Annotated in this window: 25 protein-coding genes; 12 read left to right on the forward strand and 13 right to left on the reverse strand. The window is 67.0% G+C overall.

All coding sequences use genetic code 11. From position 1 onward, the window contains the following. Positions 1 to 62: 62 nt before the first annotated feature. Positions 63 to 191: a hypothetical protein gene (locus ACFYRU_RS31920; RefSeq protein ID WP_387665412.1), complete on the reverse strand. Its 129-nt coding sequence runs from the start codon at positions 189 to 191 to the stop codon at positions 63 to 65. Further along, positions 188 to 1348: a cyclophane-forming radical SAM peptide maturase AmcB gene (gene amcB, locus ACFYRU_RS31925; RefSeq protein WP_387665414.1), complete on the reverse strand. Its 1161-nt coding sequence runs from the start codon at positions 1346 to 1348 to the stop codon at positions 188 to 190. The genes ACFYRU_RS31920 and amcB overlap by 4 nt, the downstream gene beginning before the upstream one ends. 142 nt (positions 1349 to 1490) lie before the next feature. On the opposite strand from amcB, the gene ACFYRU_RS31930 reads away from it, so the two are divergent. Together ACFYRU_RS31930 and ACFYRU_RS31935 are read left to right on the forward strand one after the other, a co-directional pair. Continuing rightward, positions 1491 to 2246: a GntR family transcriptional regulator gene (locus ACFYRU_RS31930; protein ID WP_387665416.1), complete on the forward strand. Its 756-nt coding sequence runs from the start codon at positions 1491 to 1493 to the stop codon at positions 2244 to 2246. 233 nt (positions 2247 to 2479) lie between these two features. After that, a complete protein-coding gene (locus ACFYRU_RS31935; RefSeq protein ID WP_387665419.1) occupies positions 2480 to 2818 on the forward strand; it encodes a hypothetical protein in 339 nt (112 codons plus the stop codon). Positions 2819 to 3113: 295 nt separating this feature from the next. Here the strand turns inward: ACFYRU_RS31935 and ACFYRU_RS31940 are convergent, their stop codons facing one another. After that, complete coding sequence (locus ACFYRU_RS31940) at positions 3114 to 4115, reverse strand: sigma-70 family RNA polymerase sigma factor (protein WP_387665421.1); 1002 nt, start codon at positions 4113 to 4115, stop codon at positions 3114 to 3116. A gap of 179 nt (positions 4116 to 4294) precedes the next feature. On the opposite strand from ACFYRU_RS31940, the gene ACFYRU_RS31945 reads away from it, so the two are divergent. Next, positions 4295 to 4840 carry a dihydrofolate reductase family protein gene (locus tag ACFYRU_RS31945; RefSeq protein ID WP_387665424.1) on the forward strand — a complete coding sequence of 182 codons (546 nt, stop codon included), beginning with the start codon at positions 4295 to 4297 and terminating at the stop codon, positions 4838 to 4840. Continuing rightward, entirely contained in the window at positions 4837 to 5583 is a 747-nt protein-coding gene (locus tag ACFYRU_RS31950) for an alpha/beta fold hydrolase (RefSeq protein ID WP_387665426.1), read from the forward strand. The genes ACFYRU_RS31945 and ACFYRU_RS31950 overlap by 4 nt, the downstream gene beginning before the upstream one ends. A 63-nt stretch (positions 5584 to 5646) precedes the next feature. Here ACFYRU_RS31950 and ACFYRU_RS31955 read toward each other — a convergent pair whose 3' ends face one another. Both ACFYRU_RS31955 and ACFYRU_RS31960 read right to left on the reverse strand, forming a co-directional pair. Further along, positions 5647 to 6198, reverse strand: a complete 552-nt coding sequence (locus ACFYRU_RS31955) for an AAA family ATPase (protein WP_387665429.1) — start codon at positions 6196 to 6198, stop codon at positions 5647 to 5649. 236 nt (positions 6199 to 6434) lie between these two features. Further along, positions 6435 to 7016, reverse strand: a complete 582-nt coding sequence (locus ACFYRU_RS31960) for a macro domain-containing protein (protein WP_387665431.1) — start codon at positions 7014 to 7016, stop codon at positions 6435 to 6437. 44 nt (positions 7017 to 7060) lie between these two features. On the opposite strand from ACFYRU_RS31960, the gene ACFYRU_RS31965 reads away from it, so the two are divergent. Continuing rightward, positions 7061 to 7468, forward strand: coding sequence for a hypothetical protein (locus ACFYRU_RS31965; RefSeq protein ID WP_387665434.1), 408 nt, complete (start codon positions 7061 to 7063; stop codon positions 7466 to 7468). Here the strand turns inward: ACFYRU_RS31965 and ACFYRU_RS31970 are convergent. Beyond that, positions 7448 to 8407, reverse strand: coding sequence for a GlxA family transcriptional regulator (locus ACFYRU_RS31970; RefSeq protein ID WP_387665437.1), 960 nt, complete (start codon positions 8405 to 8407; stop codon positions 7448 to 7450). The genes ACFYRU_RS31965 and ACFYRU_RS31970 overlap by 21 nt on opposite strands. A gap of 122 nt (positions 8408 to 8529) precedes the next feature. Between ACFYRU_RS31970 and ACFYRU_RS31975 the strand changes: the two genes are divergently transcribed. Continuing rightward, on the forward strand, positions 8530 to 9327 hold the full coding sequence (locus tag ACFYRU_RS31975; protein ID WP_387665439.1) for a maleylpyruvate isomerase family mycothiol-dependent enzyme: 798 nt from the start codon (positions 8530 to 8532) through the stop codon (positions 9325 to 9327). Positions 9328 to 9391: 64 nt separating this feature from the next. Further along, on the forward strand, positions 9392 to 9706 hold the full coding sequence (locus ACFYRU_RS31980; protein ID WP_387665441.1) for a hypothetical protein: 315 nt from the start codon (positions 9392 to 9394) through the stop codon (positions 9704 to 9706). Here ACFYRU_RS31980 and ACFYRU_RS31985 read toward each other — a convergent pair. Further along, entirely contained in the window at positions 9691 to 10437 is a 747-nt protein-coding gene (locus ACFYRU_RS31985) for a phosphotransferase (RefSeq protein ID WP_387665443.1), read from the reverse strand. The two genes, ACFYRU_RS31980 and ACFYRU_RS31985, sit on opposite strands and share 16 nt — an antisense overlap. 44 nt (positions 10438 to 10481) lie before the next feature. Further along, the gene (locus ACFYRU_RS31990) at positions 10482 to 10796 is read right to left on the reverse strand and encodes an ArsR/SmtB family transcription factor (protein WP_387665445.1); all 315 of its coding nucleotides are present in this window, start codon (positions 10794 to 10796) and stop codon (positions 10482 to 10484) included. A 122-nt stretch (positions 10797 to 10918) separates the two neighbouring features. Between ACFYRU_RS31990 and ACFYRU_RS31995 the strand changes: the two genes are divergently transcribed. After that, the gene (locus tag ACFYRU_RS31995) at positions 10919 to 12421 is read left to right on the forward strand and encodes an MFS transporter (RefSeq protein WP_387665448.1); all 1503 of its coding nucleotides are present in this window, start codon (positions 10919 to 10921) and stop codon (positions 12419 to 12421) included. Here ACFYRU_RS31995 and ACFYRU_RS32000 read toward each other — a convergent pair. Next, on the reverse strand, positions 12302 to 13321 hold the full coding sequence (locus ACFYRU_RS32000) for an aldo/keto reductase (protein WP_387665451.1): 1020 nt from the start codon (positions 13319 to 13321) through the stop codon (positions 12302 to 12304). The two genes, ACFYRU_RS31995 and ACFYRU_RS32000, sit on opposite strands and share 120 nt — an antisense overlap. A gap of 95 nt (positions 13322 to 13416) precedes the next feature. On the opposite strand from ACFYRU_RS32000, the gene ACFYRU_RS32005 reads away from it, so the two are divergent. Beyond that, positions 13417 to 13929 (forward strand): TetR/AcrR family transcriptional regulator, encoded by a 513-nt coding sequence (locus ACFYRU_RS32005; RefSeq protein WP_387665454.1) that lies wholly within the window; start codon positions 13417 to 13419, stop codon positions 13927 to 13929. Here the strand turns inward: ACFYRU_RS32005 and ACFYRU_RS32010 are convergent. Both ACFYRU_RS32010 and ACFYRU_RS32015 read right to left on the reverse strand, forming a co-directional pair. Continuing rightward, on the reverse strand, positions 13919 to 14485 hold the full coding sequence (locus ACFYRU_RS32010; RefSeq protein ID WP_387665457.1) for a dihydrofolate reductase family protein: 567 nt from the start codon (positions 14483 to 14485) through the stop codon (positions 13919 to 13921). The genes ACFYRU_RS32005 and ACFYRU_RS32010 overlap by 11 nt on opposite strands. A 24-nt stretch (positions 14486 to 14509) precedes the next feature. Then, positions 14510 to 15091, reverse strand: coding sequence for a hypothetical protein (locus ACFYRU_RS32015; protein ID WP_387665460.1), 582 nt, complete (start codon positions 15089 to 15091; stop codon positions 14510 to 14512). An 88-nt stretch (positions 15092 to 15179) separates the two neighbouring features. Here ACFYRU_RS32015 and ACFYRU_RS32020 point away from each other — a divergent pair, with 88 nt between their 5' ends. Then, positions 15180 to 15689: a PadR family transcriptional regulator gene (locus ACFYRU_RS32020; RefSeq protein ID WP_387665463.1), complete on the forward strand. Its 510-nt coding sequence runs from the start codon at positions 15180 to 15182 to the stop codon at positions 15687 to 15689. A 28-nt stretch (positions 15690 to 15717) separates the two neighbouring features. Further along, positions 15718 to 15861: a hypothetical protein gene (locus ACFYRU_RS32025; RefSeq protein WP_387665466.1), complete on the forward strand. Its 144-nt coding sequence runs from the start codon at positions 15718 to 15720 to the stop codon at positions 15859 to 15861. A gap of 32 nt (positions 15862 to 15893) precedes the next feature. On the opposite strand, the gene ACFYRU_RS32030 is transcribed toward ACFYRU_RS32025, so the two are convergent. Beyond that, complete coding sequence (locus tag ACFYRU_RS32030; RefSeq protein ID WP_387665468.1) at positions 15894 to 16916, reverse strand: zinc-dependent alcohol dehydrogenase family protein; 1023 nt, start codon at positions 16914 to 16916, stop codon at positions 15894 to 15896. After that, positions 16901 to 18106: a multidrug effflux MFS transporter gene (locus ACFYRU_RS32035; RefSeq protein WP_387665471.1), complete on the reverse strand. Its 1206-nt coding sequence runs from the start codon at positions 18104 to 18106 to the stop codon at positions 16901 to 16903. Before ACFYRU_RS32035 ends, ACFYRU_RS32030 begins: the two co-directional genes overlap by 16 nt. Before the next feature lie 125 nt (positions 18107 to 18231). Between ACFYRU_RS32035 and ACFYRU_RS32040 the strand changes: the two genes are divergently transcribed. Then, the gene (locus tag ACFYRU_RS32040) at positions 18232 to 19098 is read left to right on the forward strand and encodes a helix-turn-helix transcriptional regulator (RefSeq protein ID WP_387665473.1); all 867 of its coding nucleotides are present in this window, start codon (positions 18232 to 18234) and stop codon (positions 19096 to 19098) included. The last annotated feature ends 22 nt before the right edge of the window (positions 19099 to 19120 follow it).

The raw sequence follows: 19120 nt of genomic DNA on the forward strand, positions 1-19120 counted from the left end.
GACAGAACTTACCGGTTGCGGAAGTAGATGGTCTTCTTCTTGAACGGCTTGGGCCTTTGTGCTCAGTTGTCCCAACTCGACTTGTTGTTCCAGCCGTCCGTCGTTCGATCGGGCGCGTCGTGTCGCCGGGCTTGGATCATCTCAGCAACACAGCCGGTGTCCACGTTCGCCAACTGCTCGAGGATCGTCATCTTGCGGGGCCCCTTTCGCATTGAATGTCATGGAGTGCGAGTACAACTGCTTGTGTGGAGGTTCGGCAGTGCTCAGTCTCGGTTGCGAGGAAGCTCCCATGCTCGAAGAATCGGTTGCCGGCGTGGGCGCCCTGGCAGTGACCGAAGAACTCGCACGCTGCCTTGCAGGCCTCGACGCCGCCGCGAAATTCCTGGACGTAGGCGAGTTCCGCGCCGCGATCGATGATCTCCTGCAGCGAGTCGGTCAGGACGTTGCCTGCAACAAAATCATGGAATGCGGAGCTGTGAGTGCCGAGTAGTTCCGGTGATAGAAGAACCGTGTCGCCGTTCCAGCCGATCGTCGGGATTGGGTCGTGCAGCACGGTTGCCGCACGAGATCTTGGCGACAGAGCCAGGTATTCGAGCAGATGCTCAACTTCCCGGATCTTCATATCGGGGTTCGCGTTGCTCCATAGGAATACGTCATGCCAGAAGCGCCGCGCCTGCTCGATGGTTGGCGTACCGCCGTGTTGATTTGCTCCCTCCTTCTCCTCCAAGTTGATCCCGATGTACCGACACCCCGTGGCGGCAACGAAGTCGAGGAGCTCACCTGCTCGGCCTGCACTCGCCTGGTCGACGACCGCAATGACGCTGAAATGGATGTTCCGCTCCCTGAGCTTGGAGATGCCGGCCACGATGCGATCGAAAGCCGGGTGGCCGCGCCAATCCACGCGGTTGCTCGTCAGTTCGGGTGGACCGTCGATGCTGACTCCGATCGACATGTCGTACGCACTGAACAGGTTGCACCACTGGTCGCTGATCAAGGTCGCGTTGGTCTGAATCACGTGCGTGATTCGATCTGCCCGACGCAACTCCTCGAACGGTGCGAGAAGCTCGCGCATTGCGGACACTCCAGTAGCCAAGGGCTCTCCGCCGTGCCAGACCACTTCCAGTGTTCCCGACGACGGCCAGCCCGGAGGGATACCGTCCGCGATCGCCTGCGCAACATTCGGAGACATATCGCGCTTGAGCTTCCTTGCTGGAAGGTAGCAGTACGTGCAGTCGAGATTGCACAGCGATGTTGGCTCGAGAACAAGCGTGGTCGGCTCCGGCGCCAGCCATGTGCCTTCGCTGTTCGTCATGTTCGTCACTCCAGCCGTCCCACGCCCTGTGGTCATGGCTCACTCCTTTGACAGTCACCACCTGTAGCCATCGAGGACTTCTCTAGAGATGTCTCTATCTTCCTTGACCTCTCTAGAGAGGTCAAGCTGTTCGGTGGGCCGACTTCGACGGCCGCCCGCTCGCTAGTACGGTGAACATGTGTCTAGAGATGTTGGCGGCCGGGCGAAGTACCGTTTGATTGCGGGTGACCTGCGGGATGCCATCAACTCGGGAAGCTATGCGCCGGGCGAGCGACTTCCTGGTGAGAACGCCTTGATGGAGCGGTATGGCGTCGCTCGGATGACTGCGCGGCAGGCGCTGAGTGTTCTGCAGAACGAGGGGCTCACAAGCACCCGTAAGGGTGCGGGCGTATTTGTCCGGGACTTCCGGCCGATCGTGCGGCAGGGGATCTCGCGGCTTTCGCGGGATGGGTGGGGGACTGGTCGCGGTGTCTGGGACAGCGATGAGGACAGGCGTGCGCTGACCGTGGACAAGGTCAAGGTGCGCGAGACCAAAGCCAGCGGATACATCGCGGAGGCGTTGGGCCTCGAGGAGGGCGAGACCGTGATCACGCGAAACCGGCGCTATCTTCTGGACGGGCGCGCTGTGCTGATTGCGAGCTCGTCATTGCCAGCTTCGATCGCGCGTGGGACGGCGATCGCAGACAAAGACACCGGGCCGGGTGGCGTGTATGCGCGGCTGGCCGAACTCGGGCTCGCACCGAGCCGCTTCCGAGAAGACCTGAGGTCACGCATGCCGACCGAGACCGAGACTTCCATGCTCGGGCTCGATGCAGGTACGCCAGTGATCACGATCGCGCGTACGGCGTACACCGCAGAGGGAACTCCGGTGGAGCTGAACGAGATGACGCTCGACGCTTCCGCCCATGTTCTCCGCTACGACTTCGACGCATGATCCAGTTGCTTGTGTGAGTGCGATGAGCGCAAACTTGGCCAGCCGGAACCCGCCGCGACGGTGGTGTTCGCGTTTGAGATCGGCATACTGAAGCGCCGTCGCCGGTCGGACTGTCGGCATGGTGCGGCGCGGCCCGATCCGCGGTTCGAGTGCCGCGAACCGAGCGGACGGCGACCACGCGCGGGCAGCCGGTACCGATCAGGTTCCAGATGGCCGGCACACATAATTGAGGTGTGGGTGATCACCAGGACCGGCGAGAGATGCTTCAGTACATGCCGTGGCCGTTCCCGCATGGCGAGTTCCCTCAACAGCTCGGGGCTGTTGTGATGACTACGGTCCTCGACGGCAGTAGGCCGGCGTTGCACGTTGCGCACTTTCCCGACGGCGCCTGGGCGATCGGGGATGGCGACGACCCCAACGGCCCAGGAGCTTGCGTTGCAACCCACATCTGGCACGCCATCGACCACAACTCCTCGATAAGAGAACTCGCATCAATGCCACCAGGTCATATCGCGGAGCGCGAGTCGCCTAGACGCCCATGGATCATCTCTGAGTGGGTGCCGGACGACTGAGTAGTCACAACGCGCATCGCGAGGAGAAGGGTTTGGCGCGTCCACCGGACCGCGTGACGCCGTGGGGGGTGGGAGCGAACCACACGTAACAACCGTGGTGAAGCGAGTCCAGCGCGCATCAACCAGATAGGCGAAACGCCTTGTATGCAAGGAAGTTAGCGTCGTCCGGCCGGTTCCCGTTCGGGAGACCGGCTTTCGTATGACCTGAATGTCTGACTGAGTCCGACGCGGAACCGGCGTTGCCCTGTGTTAGAGCGCGTGCGGGCGTTAGCTGATGACTGTCGGCGGCGTTGGATCAGGTTTGGAGGGAACGGGGTAGGCCGAACCAGGGGAGGGCGGTGTTTTCGAAGCGGGTTATGGCGTTGATTTGGTTGCCTTGGAGGGTGAGGGCGATGAGGCCGGTGCCGTGGTGGGTGCCGTCTGGGGCTTGGAGGTAGGTGCCGAAGGCTGGTTGGCCGTTTGCGCGGGTCGGGATCAGGTGGATTCGGCGGCCGGCGGCGAAGAGTGTGGACCAGAACGCGGCAACGGCCTCGCGGCCCTCGTACTCGAGAGGTAGCGGCGGCATTGAGGTGAAGACGTCGTCGGTGAGCAGCGCCACCAGTGCGTCGATGTCGTTGTTCTGGAACGCGTGGACGAATTGGGCGGTGACGGCCTCTTCTGCAGCGGAACCGGGCGGTGGTGCGGGCTCCCGATCGTCGTCGAGCGGGCGGCGGTGTCGCAGACCCGCGCGCGCCCGTTTCAGTGCGCCGTTGATCGCATCCACGGACGTCTCCATCATGTCCGCGACCTCGTTCGCGCGGAACCCGAGAACATCGCGCAGTACGAGTACGGCGACCTGGCGCGGTGGCAGCTCCTGAAGCGCTGTCACGAACGCGAGCGAGATCGACTCGCTCTGTTCGACCCGGGCCTGTGGCCCCAGTGGAATATCGGCCAAGGGCGTCACGTCGGGGAACGGTTGCAGCCACACAACTTCGCCGAGTCGGCTCGGTTTCGGTGGTTCGACGTTCGGCACATCCCACTGCTTGACCGGGCGTCGGCTTGCGGAGCGCCGTGCGTTGAGACATCGATTGGTGGCGATCCGGTACAGCCACGTACGGATCGAGGCACGTGCGCTATATCCGGCCAAGCCCTGCCATGCGGCCAACAGAGTCTCCTGCAACACGTCCTCGGCGTCCTGCAACGATCCGAGCATCCGATAGCAGTGCACCTGCAGTTCTCGCCGATACGGCTCGGTCAGCTCTCGGAAGGCGTCACTGTCGCCGGCCCGCGCCCGCGCCATCACATCGGCGTTCGCCACTGTCCCTCCTAGATCATCGGCAGTGATTCGGTCTATAGACACCGGCCTCAGCGTGAACTGGTCGCCGTCCCCCGCGACCAGTCTCAGCGCAAGTCGGTGTCTGTACCCGAAACCTCCACAACAAGGAGCACCTATCGTGGCAACACTTGTCTTCACCTACCGGACGCCCGAGTAACGCCGTGCGGAAGATCATCGAGTACGTTCTGGCCTCGACGGACGGCGTCACGTCTGACCCTGTGGGCATGGGAGTGGGAAAACACCAGGACGACGCCTACCTCCGAGACGGCCTGGGTCTGCTGGAGGCGTGCGACGCGCTGCTGTTCGGTCGGCACGTCTACGAGGAATTCGCCGCTCTCTACGGCAGTGGCGCGCACAAGCCGATGTGGAGCGAACGGCTTACCGAAATGCCGAAGTACGTGTTCAGTTCGATGCTCGACAACGCCGAGTGGGGCAACCCGACCATTGTTCGGGGCGACGTGGTCTCCGAGGTGACACGGTTGAAGGAGCAAGACGGCGGACCGCTGCTGATTCTGGGGCACGGTCGGCTGGGGGAGACGCTCCTGCGGGAAGGACTGGTCGACGCGATCGACCTCACCATCTACCCGCTGCTGATGGGCAGCGGAGACCAGTTCTATTTCCGTGCCGGCCAGTCCGCGAACTTGAGACTCGCTGCCGTCAAGACCTTCTCGAAGGTCGTCAAGCTGACCTACGAGGTGGAGAAATGATCGACGAAACGAACCAATCGACTTTCGTGCTGGTGCACGGAGCGTTCCAGACCGGCGCCACCTGGGATCGCGTCGCGGCCGAGCTCCGCGGCCAGGGGCATTCGGTGCACACACCAACCCTCGCCGGGCACGGTCCTGGAGCGTCGCTCGATCTGAATCATGCTGACGCGGTCGGCTCGCTGGTGGCGTACCTCCGCGAACACGACCTCTCCAATGTCGTGCTGGTCGGACATTCGATCGCGGGCAGCTTCATCGCCAAAGCCGCCGAACAGGTCCCCGACTCGATCACCCGGCTGGTGTTCGTCAGTTCTCTCGTGGTCGCGGACGGACACGCACTGGCCGACGAGTTCCCGCCCGAGCAAACCGCGATCTTCGGTACGCTCGACCCCGCCCAAGGGGTCCTGCTGCCGTTCGACCTGATCCGGGAACGCGCCTGCAACAACATGACCAGGGCCGACGCCGAAACGATCTACGCCGCGATGACACCCGTACCGGTCGGCTATTTCACCGATCAACTCGACCTACGAGTCTTCTACTACCTGATCGGCTCGGGAAAGATCAAGACCAGCTACATCAACCCCGTGAACGACATCGCCTTTCCGCCAGGCGAATACGGTTGGGAGAAGAGGGCACAACGGCTCGGCCCGCTGTGCCGGATACTGCAGACGCCGGGCGCTCATTACGCGATGACCACCCACCCCACCGAACTCGCCGAAACCCTCGTCCACGCCGGCCGAGATTGAACTCGTGTTGGGCTGTTATGTGTGGCCTGTGACGGTTGTTCGGATCTGGTCGCGGAACCATCGTCAGGTCGGCTGTTTCAGGTAGCGGTCGACCTCGGGTAGTACGTCGGTCAGGGGGCGGTGCATGTCTAGTTGGAGGTAGTTGGCCGGAGGGCGATGGACTCGGGTGGTGGCGTCGCGGAAGAAGGCCGCACCGTCTTCCAGGGTGTCGCCGACGTCTGGTGGTGGGTGGTTGACGCCGCGTCGGTGGGTGCGTAGCCGCGGTCGGTGCGCGAGTCGCTCGTCGAGGAGGTGCAGGTCGTCGAGTTGGCATTCGATGTACTTGTACGCTGCATCGTGCTGCTTGGCGATTTCCATTCCCTCGCTGAGGATTCTCGGCCAGAAGCAGGGGCTGTCCATGATCACCGAGTGGCCTTGGGCCAGGACGTGGCGCGCCTGCGCGTACATGACTTCGTACGCCGCCTTGGTGCTGGCGGTGAGGTCGAAGCCGGCGTCGAGGATCGCGGACTTGACCACGTCGTAGTCGACGGCAACCGCACGATGCGCGGCGACGACGTGCGCCGCGACGGTGGACTTCCCCGACCCGGGGACGCCCGACATCTGAAGCAGGAACATCGCGTCCAGACCTCCATCCGTCGGGTTTTGCACCCACGCTCGTATGGCGAGCAACCTTAGCGGCTGTGCAGCGCGGCGAGTTGGTCAGCGAATCGATCGACTTCGCAGCGCTCGGGATCCAGCCCGAAGTGGTCCTCGAGTTCGTACCAGAGGAACTCACTGAACTCGGCGCGTGAGGCGCCGTGCGTCAGCAACCTCCCCAGCGGGGCGAGCAGGCAGCCATACCCTCACTCCGTTCAGTGCGAGGCGTCGTGGAGTAGTCGTTCGCGGTGGGAGATGGGGGTGGTGGGTGGGAGGCGCCACAGGGTGTGGGCGGTGGACATCAGGTGGGCGGCTTTGGTGGGGGAGACGTGCCCGAAGCCGGTGCCGAAGCCGGGGGTGGCTATCGCCTCGACCTGGTGGTTGCTGATGGCAACTAGGGCTGACCAGAACGCGTCGTGTACGGCGAGTTCCAGGCCGCCGGTCAGACGCATCGGGACGCGCATGGTGGGGGCGTAGACAAGCCGGCGACACCGTGTGTCGCCGGTCGGGACGACGCTTGCGGTGCCGACTGGTTGGTAGCCGTGGTGGTCGTCGGCGATGGCGGCCCAGACGGCGCGTTGGATGCCGGGCCAGTGGTCGGCGAGGGCGCGGTCGATGCCGCCGTCCATCTGGCCGTAGCTGTTGCCGGCGGTGAATACGGCGTCTACTTCGGGGAGTACGTCGAGCAGCGAGCCGTGGCGTACTTCGACCAGGCCCTCGGCGATCGGGGTCGCGAAGGCCTGGCGCCAGGCGGAGACTAGGTCGGCGTCGAGGTCTACCAGGAGTAGGCGGGTCATGGGACAGACGGTACGACACGGACAGGTAGCCCAGGATTCCGGACGTGTGCCGTTCGCGGCTCGATCTGGAGCGGCAGCATGTGGGGATGGTCAAGTACGTCCTTACCGCCGCGGCTGTTTACCTTGGTGCAGTCGGTCTTGCGTTGTTGCTCGTGCCGGCGCAGTTCGGGGTCGGTGCGGTGCCGGACGATGCCTCGCCTGAGTTGTTGGCGCTGATGCGGTTGCTCGGTGGGCCGTTCCTCGGGATCGCTGTGCTGGACTGGATGACGCGCGCAGTGGTGATCCGGCCTGTGCTGTTGGCGAATCTCGTGGGGTTCGGCGTTGTCGCGGGCAACGATATCGTTGGGGTGGCCACCGGTGATGCGCGTGACCTCGCGAAGGTGTTCCTGGTCGTGCATCTGGCGTTCACGACAGCGTTCGCCGTCGCCGTGTCACGTCGGGTGCGCGCTTGAGGTCTGCCGGAACGTTCGCGGGCTGACCCCGAACCTGGCCGCGAACGCCTGCCGCAGCGTCTCCGCCGAGCTGAACCCGCAGCGGCGCGCGATCTGCGACAGTTGCAGGTCAGTGGTCGTAGCCAGGCGAGCCGCGATCTCGAGCCGCATCCGACGTACGGCGGTGGCGGGTGATTCGCCGGTGTGCTCGCGGAACAGCCTGGTCAGCTGCCGGGCGCTGACGCCGGCTCGGGCGGCGAGGGCAGCGACGCTCAGATCGGCGTCGGGGTGTGTGAGTACGTAATCGCACACCATCCGTACGCCGGCGTGGTCCGGCCGTGGTGCGGCGGTGAACATACTCATCTGCGCCTGGTTGCCCGGCCGTTGGAGGTACGTGACCATCCCCATCGCGACCCACCGCGCGAGCTCGGCGCCGTGGTCGTCCTCGATGAACGCCAGCGTCAGGTCGAGCGACGCGGTGACGCCGCCCGAGGTCGCGACGGTGCCGTCACGTACGAAGATCGGCGACGGGTCGACGTGGACCTCCGGGTAGGACCGTTCGAGCTCAGCCGCGTACAGCCAATGTGTGGTCGCGCGTTTCCCGTCGAGCAGATGTGCCGCGGCGAGCACGGTCGCGCCGGTACAGACCGAGGCAACCCGCCCGGCGCAGGCGGCCAGGCGTCGTACGTGCCGTACGAGTGCGGGGTCGCCTGCTGCCGCCTGATGGCCGGCGCCTCCCGACACGATCAAGGTGTCGACGCGACGGATCGTTTCGAGCCGGGCCTGTGCCTGCAAGGTCAGCCCGGTCTCGCAGCGGATCGCCCTGCCGCCGACGGTCGCAAGCACCACCTGGTACGACGGGTTGGCGCCGAGCCGGTTCGCCAACGCGAGCGCGGTCGTGACGCAGGCGATGTCGACCAGCTCCGCGTTCTCGTACCCGACGACCGCGACCCGGTGCATCAGCTCACGGTACTGGCTCTCCGCGCGGCCCGCGGGACACGTGTCCCAGGAATCCGGACATGCCCCTGGTCGCACGTACGGTGGGCCGCGAACGGTTCTCCGTTGTCGGAAAGGACAGGCGAATGACCCCCGAGCAGGCGCGGCGTGCGATCGTCGAGCACACCCGGCGGTTGGCGGAATCAGCCGCCGCGGCCGGACCGGATGCTCCGGTGCCGACGGCTCCCGAGTGGACTGTCACCAACCTGGTCGAGCACGTCGGCCAGACCCAGAACTGGGTCGCGGAGATCATCGAGCGCCGCATTACCGATCCCACGCAGCTGCCTACCGAAGTGGTCGCGCTGCCGGCCGATTCCGGCGAGTGGCCCGCCTGGCTGGCGGAGTCCGCGCAGCGACTCGTGGACGCACTCGAGGACGACGCGCTCGAAGCGCCGGTGTTCAACGCGGCTGCGGACGGGCGGACCGGAGGGCAGTTCTGGTTGACCGGGCAGCTCAACGAGGCGGTCGTCCACGGCTTCGACGCGGCCACGGCGGCCGGTCGGTCTGTCGAAGTCGAAGTCGACACCGATGTCGACGCAGATGTCGACGCAGATGTCGCAGCCGCGCTGATCAGCAATCACCTGGCGATGCTCACCTCTCCGACGTGGGAGGTGCAGCGGCCCGAGTCGGCGCACGCGATCCGGGGTGAGGGGCAGGTCCTGCAGTGGCAGGCCACGGACGCCGGCGCGTGGTTCGTCGTACGGCGGCCCGACGGCGCGACCTGGCACTCCGGAACGCAGCAGGCCGACGTGACGATCACCGGGCCCGCGCGCTCGTTGCTGCTGACGTTGACCCGACGGCTTCCGCTGACCGAAGTCGTCGTCGACGGTGACGCGGACCTCGCCCAGCACTGGCTCGACAGCACCGCGCACGTCAGCCGCTGACCCGAACCGCCCACCGGCATGCCGAGGCGTACCGTGGGCTGAGAGTCGCGCCTAGGGAGGAACGATGACCGAGGAACCGTTCGACACGTCCGAGAACGCGCACCGGGACCGGCGGGAGCACGGTGGTGCCTCGGCGTTGCGGCCGGACGACGACGAGCTGGCCCGCCGTACCGAGGAGGAGCGGGTCGAGGCGGGTCTCGACGCGTACGACCCGGACGACGTACCGCCGGCGACCGACGAACCGGTACCGACCGACGTGACCCAGAGCGCCGAGTACCAGGACGCCGAGGCCGAACTCCAGCGCGAGGAGTCCGAGGGCGAGATCTACCCGCTCACCGAGCGGCACCCGTTCCCGCCGTCACACTACGACCGCTCGTAGGCCGCCCGGAGTACGTCGAACTCGCCGCCGGGGGTGTTCGGGTCGAAGCCGTGTTCCATCAGCCAGCGGGACGCGCGGAGGCTGCGTAGCGACCACCACGCCCGGATCACCTCGACGTCGACGTCGGTGCCGTAGCCGGCGAGCAGGTCGTCGAGGCATTCCTCGTGCCCGAGCGTCAGGACGGCCAGGTCGTTCAGCGGGTCGCCCTGGCTCGCCTCGGACCAGTCGATGATCCCGGTGACCTCGTCGCCGTGGGTGAAGATGTGGGTGATCTGCAGATCGCCGTGCGCGAAGACCGGCGTCCACGGCCGGAAGGCGAGCTCGGCGAGCTCCCGGTTGCGGGTGACCAGGTCGGCGGGGAGTACGCCGTTCGCGATCAGCCACTCGCATTCCCCGTCGAGCTTCGCGGCGATGTCCTCGCTGGTCGGAGCCGACCACGGCGGTAAAGGTGCCTCGTGCAACTTCCGTACGGCGGCACCGGCCGCGGCCCAGGCGTCCGGCGACGCGGGCGACGGCGCACCCAGTACACCCAGCGCGGTCCCTCGTACGGCGGCCAACGCGAGGACGTTCGGTTTCCGCCAGAGCACCTCCGGCGTCGGCACCGGCGCCAGCCGTATCGCCTCGACCTCGACCTCGAGGTTCGCGTCGTCGGAGTCGATCTTCAGGAACGTGTCCCCGACCCGCAACGTCGTCCGCTCGCTGTGCGCGACAACAACCCGAACCTCGTCCACACCCGCCATTCTCGCGAGGCGCGCGATCGTCGTCACCCGGTTTATCAGCGTGGATTCAGAACCGCATCGAGGAGGCCGGGGAAGCGGGTGTCGAGGTCGGCCCGGCGGAGGCTGAGGATTCGTTGGGAGCCTTGGATGCGGGCGTGCAGGATGCCGGCTTCGCGGAGCACCTTCTGGTGGTGGGAGAACGTCGAGCGGCTCATGGTGAGGCCGGCGTCGGCCTGCAGGCGGGTGCAGTCGGACTCGCCCAGGCGGTCCAGGGCCTGGACCGTGAGCAGGCGGCCCTGGTCGCCGAGGGCGGCCAGGACCTTGGTGAGTTCGAGTTCGGACACCTCGGGGTGCATGCCGTCTGCGGTCACCCGTTCATCGTAGGTCAGTTCCGAGAACATGTCGACGTTTCTCGAAGTGTTCGATAAAGTTCGACGCCGTCGAAGATCATCGAACAACCATCGACCAACTATCGACCAACCAGGAGACGCTCATGTCATCGGTTCGGCGCGCACTGCTTCCCGTCGTCCTCGCAGCGCTGTTCATGTACGGGTTCGACCTCAACGTGGTCAACGTCGCGATCCCCTCCCTGCAACGCGACCTGCACGCCGGTCAGGCCGCGCTCGAGCTGATCGTCGGCGGGTACGCGTTCAGCTACGCCGCCGGCCTGGTGACCGGTGGCCGGCTCGGCGACCTGTTCGGGCATCGCCGGATGTTCCTGCTCGGGATGGCCGCGTTCACCGCCGCGTCGGTGCTCTGCGGGCTGGCCGGATCGCCCGTACAGCTGGTTGCGGCTCGCCTGCTGCAGGGCCTGGCCGCGGCAATGATGGTGCCGCAGATCCTGGCGTTGATCGTCAGCGGCTACGCACCGGCCGCCCGGCCGAAAGCGCTGGCCTGGTTCGGGGTGACGGCCGCGGTGAGCGGGGTGTTCGGCCAGGTTCTCGGCGGCCTGCTGCTGAACGCCGACGTACTCGGTCTGGGCTGGCGCGTCATCTTCCTCCTCAACCTGCCGGTCGGCATCGTCGTACTGGCCGTCGCCGCGCGGGTCCTGCAGACCCAGCCGCGCCGCGAGGTGTCGCTGGATCCCGTTGGCGTGGTGGGCGTGTCCGGCGCACTCGGACTCGCGCTCGTGCCGCTAGTGCTGGGGCGTGCGCAGGGTTGGCCGGTCTGGTGCTGGGTGCTGCTGGTCACCGCAGTTCCCGCCGCGGTACTGACGGTGGCGTACGAACGGCGGCTCCTGGCTGCCGGCGGTGCGCCACTACTCGACGTACGACTGTTCGCTGTCGGCACGTTCCGCGCCGGTCTCGTCGTCAGCATCGCGTTCATGGCGTACTTCTCCAGCAGCATCTTCGTCATCAGCCTGCTGCTGCAGAACGGGCTCGGTCTGTCCCCGCTGCAAGCAGGACTGGCCTTCGCGCCGATGGCGCTGGCCGGAATCGTTGCCCCGCTGGCAGGGCGGCGGTGGATCGTGGCGTACGGCGCCGCGCGCGTGATCCTCGTCGGCTGCGCCATCGACCTGCTCGGTACCGTCGCACTCGCAGTCGCCCTGCACCGTCAGGCAGGAGTCGTGTGGCTCGCGGCCACGCTCGCCCTGCTGGGGCTGGGGAACACGCTGATCCTGCCGGCGCTGATCGGCGTCGCGCTGACCGACGTACGGCCCGAGCAGGCGGGCGTCGCTTCCGGGACGCTCAACACCACCCAGCAGTTCGCCGGGTCCGCCGGTCTGGCGGTGCTCGGTACCGTCTTCTTCGGTGCTCTCGGCAACCATCCCGCCGGTGCGCGCGACTACGCGGCGGCGGCCGAGATCGTCGTCTGGGTCAGCGTCGCGCTGGTCCTGGTGATGGCCGGCGTCACGGCGCTGCTGCTCCGCCGCGGATCATCTGCGCCGCAGCGCGGGGTCGGTGAGGGCGGGCGTGACCGCGTGCTTCTCGGCCGCGGCGAGGTCGGTGCCGGGAGCAACGATAGTGTCGATCGCGTCGAGGAGGTCCGGAGGTAGGACGGTGTCCGCGGCGGCCAACTGGGAGTTGAGATGGTCCAGCGTGCGCGGGCCGATCAGCGCGCTGGTCACTCCCGGGTGCGTGGTGACGAAGCCCAGGGCCAGTTGGATCAGCGTGAGACCGGACTGCTCGGCCAGTTTGGCCAGTTGTTCGACCGCCTCGAGTTTGGCGGCGTTGGCCGGGAGTGTCGCGTCGAAACGGTCGGGCATGAAGGTGGAGCGGCTGGTCGTCATCGGCCGGCCGGCGCGGACGGCACCCGAGAGCCAGCCCGAGGCGAGCGGGCTCCAAGCGAGGACACCCAGGCCGTACTGCTCGGCGACCGGCAGCGTCTCGGTTTCGGCGCCTCGTTGGAGGAGTGAGTAGCTCAGTTGTTCGGTGGTGAAGCGGCTGAGGTGGTGGCGGTCGGCGGACCACTGGGCTTCGACCAGGCGGTACGCCGGATACTCGGAGGTTCCGAAGTGCCGGATCTTGCCGGCGCGTTGGAGATCCGTCAACGCTGACAGGGTTTCCTCGTCGCTCGTGGCCGGGTCCCAGCGGTGCACCTGGTACAGGTCGACGTACTCGACGTTCAGCCGTCGGAGGCTGTTCTCCAGGGCAGTGGTCAGCCAGCGACGGGACGCGCCGCGGTGGTTGCGGTCGTCGCCCATCGGCAGGCCACCTTTGGTGGCGAGTACGACGTCGTCGCGACGGCCGGCGATCGCGGCTCCGACGAGTTCCTCGGACTGGCCGTTCGAATACATGTCGGCGGTGTCGATCAGGTTGATGCCGGCCTCCAGCGCGCGGTCGATCATCGCGGTCGCCTCGTCCTGGCCGGTGCGGCCGATGGCGCCGAAGTTCATCGCGCCGAGCGCGAGCGTGCTGACCTGGACGCCGGTCCGTCCGAGCGTGCGGTACTGCATATCTCCTCCGAAGGGGTGTCATGATGGGAGCAAAGCGGAACGCTGCTCCGCATTCGACAATACGGAACGGCGTTCCGTTTTGCAAGGGAGGATTCGTGGCCGAGCGACGGCGCGCTGACGTACGGCGGAACGAGAAGGCACTGCTCGACGCGGCGGCCGCGGCGTTCGTGGCGGCGGGGGTCGACGCGCCGGTGCGGGACATCGCCGCGCGGGCGGGCGTCGGGGTCGGGACCGTGTACCGGCACTTCCCGACTCGCGCCGACCTCGTGGTCGCGGTCTACCGCCATCAGGTGGAGGAGCTCGCGCGGCGGGGACCGGAGTACCTCGAGTCCGAGCCCACGCCGTACGCCGCCCTGCGCCGCTGGGTCGACGGATTCGTCGACTTCCTGGTCACCAAGCACGGGTTGCCCAGTGGTGAAGCGCTGCACAAGTACTTCCTGGACCAACTCCTGCCGGTGTGCGACGAGCTCCTCACCGCGGCGGGGATCAAGGACGTGCAGGCGCTGGAGTTCATGCATGCCATCGGCAACTTGTGCATCGGCGGGACCGATGAACGGTACGACGCCCGCCGCATGGTCGCGCTCTTCCTGGCCGGCCTTACTGCGTGACGTGCAGCGTAGGGCGGTAGATCAGCTCCTGCGTGTTGCCGTCGAGAGTGCGCGATTCGAGTAGTTCGAGGTCGAGGTCGGGGCCGCCGCCGAAGATCGGGTCGGACCCGGTCTGCCCCGTGACCACAGGGAAAACCGTCACCTGAATCCGATCCACCAGTCCCGCCGCGAGCAGTGCCCGGTTCAGCGACAGGCTGCCGTGCGACCGCAGCGGTACCTCGGACTCCGCCTTGAGCCGGCGGACCACCTCGACGGCATCGCCCGAGACGACGGTGGCGTCAGGCCAGTCGAGCGGGTTCTGCAACGTGGACGAGATGACGGTGGTGGGGAGTTCGCGCATCCTCCGTACCCACGGGTCGAACTCCTCGTCGCCGCCGCTCAGCAGCATCATGTTGATCCGCTGGGTGTCGGCGCCCAGGACCAGGCGCTGGTCGGTGCTGTACAGGTCGAGGCGACGGGCCAGGAACTCCGGTCCCTGTTTGCCCCAGTACCCGCCCCAGTCACCGCTGTGCGAGCCGAATCCGTCCAGGCTGCTGAAGATGTCGAAGGTGTACATGGTGATCGTCCTTCCGGGTTGGCTTTACCTCTCCAACGAACGCTCGCCGGCCGATCCGACAGCGCGGGCCCGGACGTATTTCGAGTAGCGGACCGTGAAGACGGCGGGCACCACGAACGACGCGATCCGCAGCAGGACGATCGGTGTGACGACGTGCGGTGCGGCCGCGGTGATCACGGCGGCGGCGATGCCCTCGACCGTGAAGCTGATCGCCCAGACCATGGTGATGATCACGTTCGTACGGCGGAACACCGGGTTGTCCCAGATCTCCTGCGGGACCATCGTCCGCGCGATGCCCAGCGTGAACGGCTGCCGGATGGCCAGCGAACCCCACGCGGTCAGCGCCAGCCAGGCCGACGAGAGCGCGAGCAGGTTCTCGTGCAAGGGCGCGTCGGGGAGGGTGAAGGCGACCAGGCTGACCAGCGCGAAGAACGCGGCGGCGCTGACCTCGATCACCATCGACTCGAGCCCCTTGCCGGTGGACAGTTCCCAGGCGACCAGGGCGACCGCGATGACCAGGCCGATCAGCGCGCACAGCCGCCAGTCCAGCTGGGTGGTGGCGATCGCGTAGACGATCCACGGCGCGAAACTGCGGAGGTAGTTCATCCCGACTCCCCTGACATTCCAGTAGTGACAGGTAGAAGGTAGACAGTCAGTACTAGACATGTCAACAGTGGAATGTCATGATCCTGCCATGAGCCTTCGACACGCGGTGCTCGGGCTGCTCGTCGAGCACCCCGCCAGTGGGTACGACCTGATGCGTCAGTTCGAGCAGTCGCTGGCGAACGTCTGGCCCGCCACCCAGAGCCAGCTGTACGGCGAACTCGCCAAGCTGGCCGCGGACGAGCAGGTGACGGTGAACGCGGAGGGCCCGCGCGGCCGCAAGGAGTACGCGATCACCGACGCCGGACGCGCGGAGCTGCACCGCTGGCTGCTCGAGGAGCGACCCAGACGGCGCCGCGACGACCTGCTGCTGCGGGTGTTCTTCCTCGGCACGGTGACGCCGGAGGAGGCGCGCGGCTTCATGGAACGTGGCGTCAAGCAGATGGACGAACTCGAGGAACAGCTGCGGACGGTCGAGCAGAACACGGACTGGGGCGACAACGACCTGTCCGTGTACGGCCGGATCGCGCTCGAATGGGGCATGCGATACGCCGCGATGCACCGCGAATGGGCCCACTGGGCCAAGACCCAGCTGCCCTGACGGTACGGCACTCGCGGACGGCGAGCGGTTGCGGCCGGGGTTCAACCTGACGCCGGCCGGCATGTACCTGGTCATGCACGCGGACGGGCATGTCGCGATGGTGGACTTCGACGGCGGCGCGTTCGACCGTACGCAGGAGTTGACGCCTGAGCACCTGCAGTCCGTACCGTGACCGATGCAGAGGTGGTTCCAGATGGTGACGCGTTAGGGCTGCAGCAATGCCTTGATCGCCTGGCGCTGGTCCATCGCGTCGTAGGCCTTGGCTGCGTCGTCGAGCGGAAGGGTGAGGTCGAAGACCTTGCCCGGGTCGATCTCGCGCCGGGAGATCAGGTCGATCAGCGTCGGCAGGTACTGCCGGACCGGCGCGGGTCCACCGTGCAGGTGCACGCCGGAGAAGAACAGCTCGTCGCCGGGCAGGCTGACATCGTGGGCCACACCAACGTATCCGACATGTCCGCCGGCTCGGGTCGAGCGGATCGCCTGCAGCATGGACTCCTGCGTACCGACGGCCTCGATGACGCTGTGCGCGCCGTACCCGTTGGTGAGTTCCTTGATCCGGGCAACGCCCTCGTCCCCGCGTTCGGTGACGATGTCGGTCGCGCCGTACGCCAGCGCCAACTGTTGGCGCGGTTCGTGCCGGCTCATCGCGATGATCCGTTCGGCGCCGAGCTGCTTCGCGGCGAGTACGCCGAGCAGCCCGACCGCTCCGTCACCGACGACCGCGACGGTCTTGCCCGGCCCGGCCTCGGCGGCGAGAGCGCCGAACCAGCCGGTGCCGAGCACGTCCGACGCGGCCAGGAACGAGGGGATCAGGTCGGCGTCGGGCGTCCCCGGTACGGCGACCAGCGTGCCGTCCGCGAGCGGTACCCGGGCCAGCTCGGATTGGGTGCCGATGGCACCCATCAGCTCGGCATGGATGCACCGGGACTGGTAGCCGGCCCGGCAGATCTCACACGTGTTGTCGGAGGCGAAGAACGAGCCGATCACGAAGTCACCGGGCCGCACGGTGGTCACCGCGGACCCGATCTCCTCAACCACGCCCACGTACTCGTGGCCCATCGGGGTCGGCCCGTCGAGCCGGTCCTGACCGCGGTACGGCCACAGGTCGGACCCGCAGACGCAGGTCGCACTCAGCCGGATGACCGCATCGGTCGGCAACTGCACGGCCGGATCGGGCCGGTCCTCGACCCGGACGTCGCCGGGTCCGTACATCATGACTCCACGCATGGGAGGGAACCTCTCTGGTTGGTGATCAGTGCGAGTAGGGAAAGGGCGGTCAGGGCGAGCACGATGGCTGCCATCGGTACGGCCGTACGTTCGCCGCCGAGCCCCGCGAGTGGGGCGATGACTCCGGCCATGCACCACTGGAGGAAACCCAGCACAGCCGAGCCGGTACCGGCCTGGTCGGGGACCTGCGCCGACGCCAGCGCCCCGGCGTTCGGGCCGATCAGGCCCTGCGCGGTCATCAGTACGAAGAACCCTGCAACTGCGACCGGGAGTGGCATGCCGAACCAGACGGCGCCGACGAGCAGCGCTCCGCCGGCCAGTGCGGTCGCGGTCAGACCCGCGGCGACGACCGCCCGGGTCCGGACCCGATCGGCGAGCCGCGCGGCGACGAGCGTGGCGATGGTCAGGCCGACCGCGTTGAACGCGAAGTCGACTGAGTACAGCATCGGCGACAGACCGTTCATCGACTGCAGTACGAACGCCGACGTGGCGACGTACGCGAAGATCGTGCCCATCGAAAACGCGAACACGACCAGGTAGCCGATGAACCCACGATTCCGCAGTACCGCGATGGACATCTGGGCCGGAGCGCTGCGATGGCGGAGGGTTTCCGGTACGCCGATCGCGACCGTCACCAGCATGACGGCGGCCAGCGAGGCGACCACCCAGAAGGAAACCCGCCAGTGCGACAGTTGCAGAATTGCCGCCCCGATCAGTGGGCCGACGATCGGCGCGACGCCCGCGATCCCGGAGACCAGGTTCATCGTCCGGACCAGCCGGGTTCCCGAGGTCAGGTCGACGACGACCGATCGCGCGATGACCATCGCCCAGCCGCCGCTGAAACCCTGGACCAACCGGGCGAACATCATCACGCCGATCGACGGACTGAACGCGCACACCGCCGAGGCGGTGGTCAGGACCAGCAACGAGACCAGGAGCGGACGCCGACGGCCGACCCGGTCCGAGAACGGGCCGCCGACCAACTGACCCAGCGCCATGCCGACGAAGAACGTCGTCAGCGTGAGTTGTACCTCGGTGGCACTCGCATCGAGGTCATGGGCGACCAGCGGGAACGCGGGGACGTACATGTCGGTGGCCAGCGGCGCGATCGCGGTGATCAGTACGACCGTCCCCAGAACGGTCGTCGTAAGCGCTGGTCCGGCGGTTGCGCGCCCGGTGGTCAGGGTCATCTGGTTCCTCTCGGCATCACTTGCGCCTCCATGCAAGCGCCGGGAACCGTCGCGAAGAAGACCCGCTCGAGAGGTGTACCAGCAGTACATCCCTCACCCGGTCTGCCGCCGGTACTGTCGATCAGGTGGACAACAAGGCCGAGGTACGGGAGTTCCTGACTTCCCGGCGGGCCAAGCTGACGCCGTCGGAGGTCGGGCTGCCGGACGTGGGCCGCCGGCGGGTGCCGGGACTGCGCCGGAACGAGGTCGCGATGCTCGCCGGCGTCAGCATCGAGTACTACGCCAAGCTCGAACGCGGGGCGATCGCCGGAGCCTCGTCCGCGGTCCTCGAGGCGATCGCGCAGGCGCTCCGGCTCGACGACACCGAACGCGCCCACCTGCTCGACCTCGCCCGGGCCGCCGACGGCATCCCGACCTCCGGGCGGCGCCGCCGTCGCCCGACCTCGCAGACCACATCCCGGGCGAGCCTGCAGTGGGCGCTGGAGGCGATCACCGACGGGGTCGCGTTCGTCCGCAACCCCGCGCAGGACCTGCTGGCGACGAACGCGCTCGGGCGGGTGTTCTACTCACCGGTGATCGGGGAGGGCGGCCGGACACCGAACCTGGCCCGGTTCCAGTTCCTCGACCCGGCGTCGCGGGAGTTCTACCCCGACTGGGACCTGTTCGCGCACATGTGCGTCGCGATCATGCGTGCCGAGGCCGGCCGCGACCCGCACGACCGCGCGCTGCAGGACCTGGTCGGCGAACTGTCCACCCAGAGCGAGACGTTCCGCCGGCTCTGGGGCTCGCACGACGTCCGGACCCACGGCACCGGCACGAAACGGTTCCACCATCCCGACGTCGGGGACCTCACGCTCGCCTACGAAGAACTCGCGGTCACCGCCGAGCCGGGCCTGATCCTGATGCTCTACACCGCCGAACCCGGCTCCTCCTCCGCGGAGAAGCTCCAGCTGCTCGGCTCGCTGGCCAAGAGCGTACCGAGCAACAGGTAGTGCACCTGCGAGACGGTGTACG

Source organism: Kribbella sp. NPDC004536 (genome assembly GCF_042873835.1).
GTDB lineage: Bacteria > Actinomycetota > Actinomycetes > Propionibacteriales > Kribbellaceae > Kribbella.